The organism is Microbacterium forte (genome assembly GCF_031885415.1).
Lineage (GTDB): Bacteria > Actinomycetota > Actinomycetes > Actinomycetales > Microbacteriaceae > Microbacterium > Microbacterium forte.
In genome coordinates this window covers 2,110,112-2,122,304 of sequence record NZ_CP116871.1, presented here as the reverse complement: position 1 = coordinate 2,122,304, position 12,193 = coordinate 2,110,112, and the positions used below count along the sequence as shown (strand labels likewise).

General features: G+C 64.7%; 16 protein-coding genes. 6 read left to right on the top strand and 10 right to left on the bottom strand.

Annotation, left to right across the window (positions count from 1 at the left end):
* Positions 1-12: 12 nt before the first annotated feature.
* From OB895_RS10180 to OB895_RS10145, 8 genes are all read right to left on the bottom strand, one after another.
* Positions 13-348: a DUF6804 family protein gene (locus OB895_RS10180; RefSeq protein ID WP_017201924.1), complete on the bottom strand. Its 336-nt coding sequence runs from the start codon at positions 346-348 to the stop codon at positions 13-15.
* Positions 345-884: a signal peptidase II gene (gene lspA, locus OB895_RS10175; protein WP_017201923.1), complete on the bottom strand. Its 540-nt coding sequence runs from the start codon at positions 882-884 to the stop codon at positions 345-347. The genes OB895_RS10180 and lspA overlap by 4 nt, the downstream gene beginning before the upstream one ends.
* On the bottom strand, positions 877-1,581 hold the full coding sequence (locus tag OB895_RS10170; protein ID WP_136025674.1) for a copper resistance CopC family protein: 705 nt from the start codon (positions 1,579-1,581) through the stop codon (positions 877-879). The genes lspA and OB895_RS10170 overlap by 8 nt, the downstream gene beginning before the upstream one ends.
* The gene (locus OB895_RS10165) at positions 1,538-2,452 is read right to left on the bottom strand and encodes a cation diffusion facilitator family transporter (protein WP_017201921.1); all 915 of its coding nucleotides are present in this window, start codon (positions 2,450-2,452) and stop codon (positions 1,538-1,540) included. Before OB895_RS10165 ends, OB895_RS10170 begins: the two co-directional genes overlap by 44 nt.
* Before the next feature lie 9 nt (positions 2,453-2,461).
* Positions 2,462-3,448, bottom strand: coding sequence for an NAD(P)-binding domain-containing protein (locus tag OB895_RS10160; protein WP_040568255.1), 987 nt, complete (start codon positions 3,446-3,448; stop codon positions 2,462-2,464).
* A complete protein-coding gene (locus tag OB895_RS10155) occupies positions 3,448-4,113 on the bottom strand; it encodes a DsbA family protein (protein ID WP_017201919.1) in 666 nt (221 codons plus the stop codon). Before OB895_RS10155 ends, OB895_RS10160 begins: the two co-directional genes overlap by 1 nt.
* Positions 4,114-4,184: 71 nt before the next feature.
* Positions 4,185-4,658 (bottom strand): hypothetical protein, encoded by a 474-nt coding sequence (locus tag OB895_RS10150; RefSeq protein WP_136025676.1) that lies wholly within the window; start codon positions 4,656-4,658, stop codon positions 4,185-4,187.
* Positions 4,659-4,774: 116 nt separating this feature from the next.
* On the bottom strand, positions 4,775-5,731 hold the full coding sequence (locus tag OB895_RS10145; RefSeq protein WP_017201918.1) for an acyltransferase family protein: 957 nt from the start codon (positions 5,729-5,731) through the stop codon (positions 4,775-4,777).
* A gap of 129 nt (positions 5,732-5,860) precedes the next feature.
* Between OB895_RS10145 and cmtR the strand changes: the two genes are divergently transcribed.
* From cmtR to OB895_RS10125, 4 genes are read left to right on the top strand one after another with little or no spacing between them, the layout of a single operon-like run.
* A complete protein-coding gene (gene cmtR / locus OB895_RS10140) occupies positions 5,861-6,220 on the top strand; it encodes a Cd(II)/Pb(II)-sensing metalloregulatory transcriptional regulator CmtR (RefSeq protein WP_017201917.1) in 360 nt (119 codons plus the stop codon).
* Complete coding sequence (locus tag OB895_RS10135; RefSeq protein WP_040568236.1) at positions 6,217-8,127, top strand: heavy metal translocating P-type ATPase; 1,911 nt, start codon at positions 6,217-6,219, stop codon at positions 8,125-8,127. Before cmtR ends, OB895_RS10135 begins: the two co-directional genes overlap by 4 nt.
* A complete protein-coding gene (locus OB895_RS10130; RefSeq protein ID WP_017201915.1) occupies positions 8,127-8,735 on the top strand; it encodes a cadmium resistance transporter in 609 nt (202 codons plus the stop codon). Before OB895_RS10135 ends, OB895_RS10130 begins: the two co-directional genes overlap by 1 nt.
* Positions 8,732-9,265: a signal peptidase II gene (locus tag OB895_RS10125; RefSeq protein ID WP_029264099.1), complete on the top strand. Its 534-nt coding sequence runs from the start codon at positions 8,732-8,734 to the stop codon at positions 9,263-9,265. The genes OB895_RS10130 and OB895_RS10125 overlap by 4 nt, the downstream gene beginning before the upstream one ends.
* 228 nt (positions 9,266-9,493) lie before the next feature.
* Here OB895_RS10125 and OB895_RS10120 read toward each other — a convergent pair whose 3' ends face one another.
* Complete coding sequence (locus OB895_RS10120; RefSeq protein WP_017201913.1) at positions 9,494-9,805, bottom strand: hypothetical protein; 312 nt, start codon at positions 9,803-9,805, stop codon at positions 9,494-9,496.
* A 459-nt stretch (positions 9,806-10,264) separates the two neighbouring features.
* Here OB895_RS10120 and OB895_RS10115 point away from each other — a divergent pair, with 459 nt between their 5' ends.
* The gene (locus OB895_RS10115) at positions 10,265-10,669 is read left to right on the top strand and encodes an ArsR/SmtB family transcription factor (RefSeq protein WP_309693160.1); all 405 of its coding nucleotides are present in this window, start codon (positions 10,265-10,267) and stop codon (positions 10,667-10,669) included.
* A gap of 2 nt (positions 10,670-10,671) precedes the next feature.
* On the top strand, positions 10,672-11,649 hold the full coding sequence (locus OB895_RS10110; RefSeq protein WP_056375372.1) for an SRPBCC family protein: 978 nt from the start codon (positions 10,672-10,674) through the stop codon (positions 11,647-11,649).
* A gap of 104 nt (positions 11,650-11,753) precedes the next feature.
* Here the strand turns inward: OB895_RS10110 and OB895_RS10105 are convergent, their stop codons facing one another.
* On the bottom strand, positions 11,754-12,170 hold the full coding sequence (locus tag OB895_RS10105) for a DoxX family protein (protein WP_056375373.1): 417 nt from the start codon (positions 12,168-12,170) through the stop codon (positions 11,754-11,756).
* Positions 12,171-12,193 lie beyond the last annotated feature (23 nt).

The following is a 12,193-nucleotide window of genomic DNA, read 5'->3' as shown; positions in this document are numbered from 1 at the left end:
AGCTCACGCCGCTCACTTCCGGATCACCTTGATCGTCGCACCCGCTGCCAAGAAGACCACGGCCGCGACGGGCTGTGCTGTGGTCCACACGACACCGGAGAAGGGGAACGGCATCACCGGATTCCAGAGCACGGCGATCGCGAGGAAAACCGGGATCCACCACCAGTGGCGTGCCTGCAGCGCAAACCACCCGACGATCAGCCCGAAAATCGAGGCGATGAAGAGGACGAGCGGTGCCCAGTTCGCCTGGAAGAGCGCCGGGGCCAGGAACAGGATCGCGGCGGCGACGAGGCTGGGGGCCAGGGCATTCCGCTGGTAAGTGGAGGGGACGCGTTCTTTGGGACTCATGGGTGAACCGTTTCTTCGGCGGGTACAGGGTCGACGGGATCGGGGCGGGACGCGGGGTCTGGCCGGCGACGGCTTGTGCGCAGACCCGCGACGATGAGGAATACGGCACCGATGCCGAGAGCGACATCGGCGAGGTTGCCGATGAACAGGTTCCCGTAGGCGAGGAAGTCGGTGACGTGCCCGATCCCGAACGCGGGCGGCGAGAATAAGCGATCGATGAGGTTTCCGATCGCACCGCCCACGATGAAACCGAAACCAACCGCCGACCAGACGTTCCGGGCTCGGATGGCGGCACCGATGAGGACCGCGGTGACAGCGACCCCGATGACGGTGATGACCCATGTGGAACCTTCCCCGAGCGAGAAGATCGCCCCGGGGTTGAAGGCCAGTTGAAGACCGAGCCAGTCACCGATCAGCGGTATACGCGCATCTTGCCGCAACGTGTTCAGAGCAAGAGTCTTGGTGCCTTGATCGATCAGGATGACGATGGCGGCGACGATGAGCATCACGGCCGACCGGCGGACTCGATCACGCATCGGCGTCGTTCTCCGTAGCTGCGGCATCCTTGGCGGCCTGTGCGCGGTCGCGCTGGTGACGCTGGCGCCCGGCCATAACCACTCCCACAACGCCGATCCCCAGAATCAGTGCTAGACCCGAGAGGAAGAACAGGGGCAGCAGTTCGAAAGCGCCGCCGCCGGATGCCGTGCCACCGTATGTTTGCGCGGGTCGGGCCGGTTCCGGCTCCTCGGTTGGGGAGGTTTCAGGGGTGGGGCTTGTGGTCGGAGTGCTGGGTTCCGTGGCCATCGCGGGCGTGACGGTGTAGACATACTCTCCGCTGATCGGGTGTCCGTCGGCGGAGACGGTCTTCCAGCGGACGGTGAAGATGCCGGTTGCGGCGTCCGGGGAGAGGTGTTGGGTGATCGAGTCACCGCTCACCGTCGGCGGGTCGACGGCGACGTTTGCTCCGCTTTCATCGATAACCTCGACGACCGTTGCGTCGTCACCACCGGTGAGGGTTCCGGTGAACATCAGAGAGATCTCGTCGGGGGATCCGTTGATGGTCGAGTCGGCGGTGGGGTACGACGAAACGAAGTCGTCATGAGCGGCGGCCGGAGATGCAGCCCCAAGTACGACGGATGCCGACAACAACAGGGTGGTGAGGACGGCAGTGGTGCGTGCCGAGAGGCGTTTATGCATGGGTGTCGTGCTCTCCGGGGTGGGATTCGGGTTCAATCTGGAAGGTGGAGTGTTCGATGCTCACGGCGAAATGTTCGCTGACGCATTGCTGAAGTGATGCCAGCAGTTCGGCGGAAGCTTCCATCGTGACGGTGTCATCGACCACAACATGGGCGGTGAGCGTGGGGAGGTCGGTCGAGACCTGGGTCGCGTGGAGGTCGTGCACCGCGACCACGTGCGGAAGGGCAAGGATGTGGCGGCGAACATCCTCGAGGTCGAGACCGGCAGGTGTGGACTCCAACAGGACCCGGCCGGATGCTCGCAACAGGATGAGGGTGCGGGGAATGATGAGTAGCGCGATTAAGACGCCCGCGACAGCGTCCGCCTGATACCAACCGAAAACGGCGATGAGGATGGCGCTGGCGATGACGCCGACGGAACCGAGGGCATCGTTGACGACCTCGAGGAACGCGGCGCGCATGTTGAGATTGCGCCCGCGGCCGCTGAACAATACGAGCATGGAGGCGATGTTGGCGACGAGACCGACGATGCCGAAGAACAGCAGACTTCCCGAAGCGATCTCCGGGGGCTCGAACAGCCGACGTACGCCTTCCACGAGCGCGAAGATGCCCACTCCGAGCAGCAGAGCTGCTTGAGCGAGTGCACCGAGCACCTCAGTGCGTTGAAGACCGAAGGTGTACTTGGGAGTCGGGGGACGGTTCATCAGATGCGCAGCGGTGACGGCCATCGCCAACCCGACGACATCGGTGAGCATGTGCGCCGCATCAACGAGCAGTGCGAGGCTGCCTGTGATGATTGCCCCGACTACTTCGATGATGAAGACCGAGGAGGTGATCGCGAACGCGATGACCAGGCGATTGCGGGGAGTGGCGTCACCGATACCGTGACTGTGCCCTGTTTCTGTCATGGTGCTCCTTTATGGCCGTCCGACGATTAGCCGGGCGACGGTCGCCGCTTCACGGCTCGCCCCAGCGAGGGTGTCAGCGTCCGCCCGGGAGTATCGCGGCATGCCAACAGTGAACAGTCCGGGGATGCGTGCACTGACGTGTAATGGCTGCCCGGGGGGCTCCGAATCGGGCAGCCATCCGTCTGCCGGCTCGTACCCGGTCGCGAGGATCAGGGATTGCGGCTTCATGGACGCCCCATCGGCGAACATCACGGTGTCTCCGTTGACCCCCGTTACGGCGGCGGCATGAGTGACGTCTGTCGAAGCTGCGCGGGGGCGTGCCTCGGACATCGGACCCTTACGTCGCAGCCTTGACCAGATGGGCCGCTCTGATGCCCGTGGTGGTTCCGCTCGAGTCGCGAGGGTGACGTCGTGGGAGGACGTGAGTTCTTCAGCAATCTCCACTCCGCTGTATCCGCCGCCAACGATCAACACGCGGCCGGGGGGTATCTGCGCGGGGTCGAGGTACTGGCTGGAATGCAGCACAACACCGGGCACTGCCAGTTCCTGGCGCCACCCCGGTATGCGCGGCACGGCGGCAGCTCCCGTTGCACAGACCACATTTCGTGTTTGCACTTCCCCGGCGGAGGTCGACAGATGCAGCGTGGATCCGTCGCCCAACCGGTTGACTCCAAGAGCTCGTGTGCTCCACACGGTCTTCACACCGATGGCTTTCTCCACCGAAGACAGATAGTCGGACATCTCATCCGCACTCGGATGACGATCTTCATCGCCCGGGAAAGGGAACCCGCGGACGACACTGTGGCGTGCCGCACTGCGCAGTTTCATCGACTGCCACCGTGTGGCCCAGCTTCGTTGACCGGGGGGTGCAGAATCGATGATCACGAAGTCTTTCTGTGGCTCAAGCCCGGAGGACCTGAGCGCGGCGGCTGTCGCCAATCCGGAATGCCCGGCGCCAACGATGATGACGCGACGGTGCGATAGCGAACGCGCCATCATTCAGCACCGTTCACCGCGGCTTCAATGCTGTCCTCCAGGTCGGTCCACGTTTCCAGCACGACAGGCTCTCCATCGATGAAGAACGAGGGGGTACTGCTGACACCGAGCTGCTCACCCTCGTCGAGATCGAACTGGACCCGTTCTGCTGTCGCCGGATCAGCGACCGCATCATCGAACGCGGCCATGTCCAATCCGAGTTCCTCCGCAAACCCCCGGAACAGGTCCGCACGAGACTCTTGAGCCTCACCCCATTGAGGCTGCGTCTCGAACAGGCGGTGATACATGTCTTCCAGCCGCCCCTGCTGCGCTGCGGCTTCGGCAGCGATTGCGGCGTTCTTCGAGTTGAGGTGACCAGGCAGCGGGAAGTAGCGGATCACGTACGTGATCTCGCCATCGAACTTGCCGCGGAGATCCTCGACGAGGGGATAAAACGCACCGCAGGCCTCGCACTCGAAATCGAGGAATTCGACAACCGTCACCGCCCCTTCCCCTCCGTCATCGAGGACATGCGAGTTCTCACGGACGACCTGTGGACCGTCAGCGGTCCCCGTCTCGGGTGCGGCAGCTCGATTCTGATTGACAAGGACGAAGACCAGCGCGACGACCAGCAACACCACGGCGAGAGCAACGGTGACAAGTACCGCTTTCACGGAAGATTTCATAGACACTCCAAACACACACAACGAACGAGGGCGACCAGTGGAGCGCCATCGAAGAGATGGCGCCGCCAGAGTCAGGTCCGCGACAGAGAAAGCTGTGTGAGAGAAGGAGGCAATGCGAACAGGCGCCCCGTCATGGCCGCCAGTGATGGTGCGCGCGGCAAACGTTCGCGAATGTGAGAACCGGGGACGTGCCGGCGGAAGGTCCGCGTGACGATGAGCACCAAGAAGCAGCAGATGATACCCAAGAGGCACCCGGCAACACCGATCACGATGTCGTTTGCGGTATCCCCGGTCACGAATTGTTCGGCGGTCGCGCCGACAACGCTTTCACCGGAACCAGCGGAGTCCTGGCCGACAGAAGGCGTCCCTAGTGACGACGAGGATGTCGTGCTCAGATACGGAGTCGTATCTGTCACGTCACGATGGCCGCCCGGCCATGCTCCGACAACGAGAAGAAGCGCCAGCCCGAGGGCTGTAATGATCTTCGTTATCAGGAACTCGTCGGCTCGGCTAACGCATTTGTGAGCGCGACCGTGGACGACCATGACCTCAGGATGATACCAGCCCCACCAATCAAGTCTTCTTGCGAACCCGTGAGCCACGCGCCCGTTCTACGGGCGAAGCGAGAAAGCCTTGGGACGTCGTCCGCTGAGCCAGCCCATCACCCATCAACTGGACCAGTTCCAACAAACCGCCACCACACCCAACCCGCCCCGATCATGCCCGGAACGATCACCAGCCATCCCAAGTAGAAGTTCTCGGCAGGGCGGCCATACGCGTTACTCCAGAGTGCGATGAGACCGCCGTGCAGCAAGTACAGGGACAACGCCACCTGACCGCACGCGCACAGGGGAACAAAGACAGCACCCCAAAAACGCTCTGCATGCTCCCGCCTCACCGTAGCCCCCAGCACAACGCAGACGTAGACGGCGAACACCAAGCCAATATCCCTCAGAGAGTCCAGGTAGTCCCCCGATAACACCGTGCCGAAGCGCTGCCCGAAACCCCAGGCAAGATACGCCAACAGCGCCACAGCCGCCATGATCCACAACAAGCGATCGCGTTTCAAGCCGTGACGGATCAACAGGGCACCGATGAGGAACACCGGCAACAGGTTGACCACCCGATACTGAGGGCCCAGGAACATCCAGGTCGTGACCTCACGCACGGGCGGCGGCGCGGTGTAGACCCAAATCCAGGTGCGTGCGACGCTCAGCAATGGCTGACTGGCCAGGACAAGGACCGCTGTCGCGGCGATCACGACCGAGCTGCGCAGGAGTAGAAGGGGCGCGCCGAGGATGATGAGCAGCCCGAGATAGCTCAGGATGACCGCCAGCCAGGAGCCCCACGTGGCCATCCACACACCCAGGACGATGAGGAACAGGCCACGCAGAGCCTGTTGCAGCAACGTCACCCCCGCAGCGCCGCCGCGTCTCCACACAAGCTCCGCCGACATGCCCATGACGAGTGCGAAGAGCGGCGACGCGACACTACTGAAGTTCGCCGTGACGAATTGCACCGCCCACGGTGCGTTCGGCACGAACGGAGCAGCGTGCGCGATGAGCATCGCGACAATCGCGAACCCGCGGAGCGCGTCCGGAACCAGAAGACGGCTCATGTCAGAGACGCGTCGAGCTCGCCTGTGCATTCTGGGCGGCAGCGTTCTTTCGGGCTCGAAGACCATGCCCTGAGGGCATTGGCTTGACCGCATAGGAAATAGGTCAGCGGAGACTGTATAGTTCAGCTTATGCTGACCATTGCTTCTCGTCTCGACGTCATGAACCGGCTCGGCCGCGCCATGGCTGATCCTACGCGTTCTCGGATTCTCATGACTCTGCTCGGTGGCCCGAGCTACCCCGCAGTCCTGTCCCGTGAGCTAGAGCTGACGCGCTCCAACGTGTCGAACCATCTCACCTGCCTGCGTGACTGCGGGATCGTTGTCGCCGAGCCTGAGGGCCGGCAAACCCGCTACGAGATCGCCGACCCTCATCTCGCCGCGGCCCTCCTCGCGCTTGTGGATGTGACGCTGGCTGTGGACGAGCACGCGCCGTGTGTGGACTCGGCCTGCACGGTGCCGGGCTGCTGCGGAGCAGGGGCTGACGCGTGAGCGCGGCGTGCGGCTGCGAGCACGAGTCCGCCGCCCCGGCGGGAGAGGAACACGAAGAGGCTGAGCGGCCGTGGTGGAGGGACCGCGGGATCATGGTGCCGGTCCTTTCCGGCGTTGCGTTCCTCGTCGGCCTGATCCTCGAGTGGTCCGGCCTCGAGATTCCGGCGCTCGTGCTGTTCTGGGCCGGTCTGCTGCTGGGTGCGTCGACGTTCACGCCTGGCGCGATACGAAAGCTGTTCAAGGGCAAGCTCGGCATCGGACTGCTGATGACCATCAGCGCCATCGGTGCAGTCGTCCTCGGATACGTCGAGGAGGCCGCGGCTCTGGCGTTCCTGTACTCGATCGCTGAGGCGCTCGAAGACAAGGCGATGGACCGGGCCCGCGGGGGGCTACGGGCGCTCCTGAAGCTCGTCCCGGAAACAGCGACCGTGCTGCAGGGCGGCAACGCTGTGCAGGTGCAAGCGAGAGAGCTTATGGTCGGTCAGGTCATGGTGGTCCGCCCGGGCGAGCGGATCGCAACGGATGGGATCGTCCGCTCCGGTCGCTCCAGCCTGGACACCTCGGCGATCACTGGGGAGTCGATCCCGGTCGAGGTCCAGCCTGGCGATGTTGTGTCGGCCGGCGCGATCAACAGCGCCGGCGCGCTGGAGGTCGAAACGACGGCTGCGGGCACCGACAACTCGCTCACCACGATCGTCGAACTGGTAGAGAAAGCACAGACCGAGAAGGGCGAGCGTGCTCGTCTCGCGGACAGGATCGCCCGCCCGCTGGTGCCCGGCGTGCTGATCCTCGCAGCGCTTGTCGCGATCATCGGTTCGCTGCTGGGCGACCCCGAGGTGTGGATCACCCGCGCGCTCGTCGTGCTCGTCGCGGCCTCCCCGTGTGCGCTGGCGATCTCGGTGCCGCTGACGGTCGTCGCTGCGATCGGTGCGGCGAGCAAGTTCGGTGTGATCATCAAGTCCGGCGCCGTTTTCGAGCGCTTCGGGACGGTCCGGCACGTCGCCGTCGACAAGACCGGAACCCTCACCCGCAACGAGCCCGTGGTCACCGCCGTGCTCACCACGAACGGTGTAACCGAGGTCCAGGCGTTGGCGTGGGCGGCTGCCCTGGAGCAGCACAGCACACATCCTCTTGCCTCAGCAATCACCGCCGCAGCCTCGGGGACACCGGCAGCTGCAGATGTGACCGAGCAGGCCGGCCACGGTATTGACGGCACCGTCGACGGATCGAGAATCACCGTCGGCAGTCCCCGCTGGCTGGACGCCGGCGACCTCGTCGAGCGGGTCGCAACGCTGGAAGAGCAGGGCATGACCGTCGTCATCGTGCACCGCGACGGGTCACCGGTCGCCGCGATCGGCGTCCGTGACGAGCTGCGCCCTGAAGTCTCTGACGTAGTCCGGACACTCACCGGCCAGGGCGTCGGCGTGACGATGCTCACCGGCGACAACGCCCGGACCGCTCGTGCTCTGGCTGCGCAGGCCGGGATCAGCGCCGTGCGAGCGGAGCTGCGCCCGGAGGACAAGGCGACCGCGATCGCAGAACTGTCGAAGGCAGGACCGGTCGCGATGATCGGCGACGGCATCAACGATGCCCCGGCCCTCGCTAGCGCAGACGTCGGCATCGCGATGGGCGCGACAGGCTCCGACGCAGCGATCGAATCCGCCGACGTGGCCTTCACCGGCCATGATCTGCGCCTCATCCCGCGGGCGTTCGATCACGCCCGGCGCGGTCGACGGATCATCAACCAGAACATCATCCTGTCGCTGCTGATCATCACCGCCCTGCTCCCGCTCGCGCTCTTCGGCGTCCTGGGGCTCGCGGCTGTCGTCCTGGTCCACGAGGTCGCGGAGGTCATCGTGATCCTCAACGGCCTGCGTGCCGCCCGCACGCCACGACTGGAAAGCTGATGCTCGCCACCATCGGTTCAGCGATCGGCCTTTTTGCGGCGACGAACATCGACGACATCGTCGTGCTCACCGTGCTGTTCCTCGCCTCCAGTCGAGGGAAACCCCGCCCGTGGCAGATCATCGCAGGCCAGTATCTCGGGTTCATCACCCTGGTCGTGATCAGTGTGATAGCCGCGCTCGGGCTCACGATCGTTCCGGACGAATGGGTCGGGTTCCTGGGTCTGATCCCGCTCGGCATCGGCGTGTGGACGCTCATTCGCGGCTTGCGCCGCAACGGCGACAATGACGACGACGACTCCAAGATCACCGCGGTCGGACTATGGGGCGTCGCAGGGATCACGATCGCCAACGGGGCCGACAATATCTCCCTCTACACGCCAATCTTCCGCACCAGCACCCCAGTCGACGTCGCGATCATGATCGTCGTGTTCCTCATCCTCGTCGCGGTCTGGTGCGCGGCCGGCCGGCTGATCGGCACCAACAAGGCTGTTACCGAGGGGCTGGAGCGCGTCGAGCACTGGCTCGTACCGGCCGTGTTCATCGGCCTGGGCCTGTTCATCCTGATCGAATCTGGGGTCATCGTCCGTCTGATCGAGGTGCTCGCATGACCTCCTCCCAGTCAGAGGCTCATCCGCCCGCTGCGCGCAAGCTGTCGTCGACCCGGCGGCGGCAGCTCACTGGTGGAGCGCTCTTGATCGCCGTGGTCGTCGTGCTGATCGATCAGGGAACCAAGGTGTGGGCCGAAGCGACCCTCACCGACCGTGAGCGCATCCCGCTGATCGGTGACCTGCTGGGTTTGCAGCTCGCCTATAACCCCGGAGCGGCATTCTCCTTCGGGGAAGGCTTCACCTGGGTGTTCGCGCTGCTCGCTGTCGCCGCCACGGTCACAGCGATCGTGTTCGCGTTCCGAGTGCAACGCGTGAGATGGGCGATCGTCATCGGCGCGCTCGGCGGCGCTTCCGCCTCACACGCAGGCGACCGCCTTTTCCGGGACCCCGGATTCGCCCGTGGTCACGTCGTGGACTTCCTCGCCTACGGAAACTGGTTCATCGGCAACATCGCCGACATCGTAATCTTCGCCGCAGCGATCACCGGAGCAGTTTTCATGATCCGCGCCGGGGATGAGAGCACCGAGTGAGATCCGTTGTGCGGTGGTGGGACACCCATCAACTCGCCCTCTACATCGGCGCGATCGCCGTGGGCAGCCGTTGAGTGAGTTCACGCTTAGGCAGGCGGGCGGTCGCGATGTAGGCGCAGAGCCACCCACCAGCCGCATCGTCGACAGATGAAAGCGCGATCGTCTCCGAGTGCGTGCAGCTTCTTGCGTGGCAGATGTCGCCCGCAGCACGTGCACGCAACGTCCTCGTCAGTCGCCATGAGCGGAGAGCGCCTCTCGAATCTGTTCAACCGTTGGCATCCCGGCCAGCCCAGCAGGGGTGCTGTAAATACGGCAGGCGAGGTCATTGCTTCGCCCCGACCCCGGAAAGAGATCGTTGCCATCCAGGGTGATCGTGGGGGAGCCCGCGAACGAGACTGCGCCCGCGTCCTCCTCCGTCCGGATGAGTCGGTAGTGAACCTCCGATTCGTCGTGGCCTGTTTCTCGTAGCGCCTCAGAAACACGAAGGCCAGCCTCAACCCAGCTGGGGCAACCGGCGATATAAAGCAGCTCAATCTCCACGACTCAATCATCCTCGACTTCGCTGTTGATGTCGTGCCCGGGCTACCACCGAAAACGATCGTTTGCGGCCGGGCACCCGTGGTGGTGCTGGGGAAGTGCGACACGCCGAGCGTCGCCCCGCCGTAACCCCCTGCCGAAACGTTAGGGCGCCGAAACGGGTGGTGTATGGGTTTCGGCGCAGGTTCTGCCGACCGCCAACCATCCGTATTCGGGGTCTGGATGTGCGCGCGTTTTGACCGTCGTCCTGCATGAGTCGGCCTGACGATCTGACTTTCCTCGCGACCGCAGCTGGCTTCATTGCCACTCCGAAGGGAGGCGGCCCCCAGCACTCTGCTTTAGATCGGACTTAGTCCGATCTCGCCGCGGGTAGTCCGGTGTAAAGCCGTTAGTCCGATCCAAAGGCGGAAATCACATCGAACCTGTTGACATCCGGTCCGCCCGGGTCTAACGTACAACCAAATGGTTGCACAAAGAGAACTGAGCGAAGCGGAGGTCGACCGTGTGTTCCACGCACTGGCGACGTCGACCCGGCGAGACATCCTGCGCCGGACGATCGAGCGGGAGCAGTCCGTCTCGACCCTCGCCTCCGAATACGAGATGTCGTTCGCCGCGGTGCAGAAGCACGTGGCCGTGCTCGAAGCGGCGAATCTCATCGTCAAGCGCGCCGAGGGACGCGAGCGGCTCGTCCGCGCGAACCCCGAGATGATCGCCCGCGCCAGGGCGCTGCTCGCCCGATACGAAGAGCTGTGGCGGTCGCGCATCGCCCGACTCGACGAGCTGCTGGCCGAGACGCCGGCACGCTCGGGGACCGATCGGTCCGACGACGACACCACCGATGAACCACGAACCGAAGAAGGAGACTGACAATGCCTGTCACCGATGTCACCACTGATGCCGAGAACCTGACCATGACGGTTCTCGCAGATTTCGCCGCCCCTGTCGAGCGGGTCTGGGACGCCTACAGCGACCCGCGTCAGCTCGAGCGCTTCTGGGGCCCTCCCGGATGGCCGGCCACGTTCACCAAGTGGGACCACACGGTGGGCGGCAAGGCCAACTACACGATGAACGGCCCCCGCGGCGAGAAGGCCTCGGGCACGTGGGAGTTCCTGCGCATCGATGCCCCGCACGGCTTCGAGGTGCTCGACGCGTTCGCCGATGAGGAGGGCACGCCCGACCCCGACCTGCCTTCCATGCGCATGGTGTTCACGTTCGAGCCCACGGCAGACGGCACGCGGATGGTCACCACGAGCTACTTCAGCTCGGCCGATGCGCTCGAGCAGGTCGTGTCGATGGGCGCGGTCGAGGGCACGAAGCTCGCGATGAGCCAGCTCGACGCGGTGCTGCAGGACCTCCGCGACTACGCGCAGGGCAAGGGCACGCAGGTCGAGCTGCTCGACGACACCCACGTGCGCATCACGCGTCTCGTCGAGGGGCCGCGCGAGCTGGTCTGGCGTGCGCACAACGATCCCGAACTCATGAAGCAGTGGCTGCTGGGCCCCGACGGGTGGGAGATGACCGAGTGCGTCGTCGCGACCGAGGTGGGTCAGACCTACCGCAACTCGTGGGCGCCCGTGGGTGACACCGAGGGGCAGGCGTTCGGATTCGAGGGCGAGGCGCTGCTCATCGACGCGCCCCGCCGTTCGGTGCAGACCGAGCGGATGGTCGGGATGCCGGTCGAGACGCTGAACGACCTGAACCTCTATGAAGAGGACGGGGCGACGCTGATCACGCTCTACATCGAGTACCCCGACAAGGAGACGCGCGACATGATCCTCGCCACCGGCATGGCCGACGGCATGGAGACCTCGTACGCACGCCTCGAGCGGGAGCTGCTCGCGGTCTGACGTTCACAATTCAGCAGAAAGGAGGCGGTTCTCGCGAGAACCGCCTCCTTTCCGCTGGCTTGCCGGCTCTCATGCTGAATTGTGAACGAGCAGCGGCGACGAGGTCAGAGTGCGGCCGTGCGATCGGCGCGGCGCGGGGTGCGTGTCGACCAGATCGCGAGTGCGATGAGCACGGGCTGGAAGAACAGCCGCACGAAGCGCTTCATGTCGGTGTCGAGGCCGAAGGCGTCGCGGTGCTCGACCCACTGCGCGATGTTGCCGGGGAAGACGGCGACGAAGAACAGCGCGGTGATCACGCCGACCAGCCCCCGACGCTTGCGTGCGACGAGCAGGGCCGCACCCAGACCGACCTCGACGACGCCCGAGGCGAGCACCGTCACGTCCGGATCGAGCGGCACCCAGTCCGGCACCTGCGCCTGGAACTCGTCTCGCGCGAAGGTCAGATGCGAGACGCCGGCGAAGAGGAGGAAGGAGCCGAGGAAGATCCGACCGACGGTACGCGCGACACTCTTCTTGGGCATGGTGCGAGTGTACGCGGGCTGTG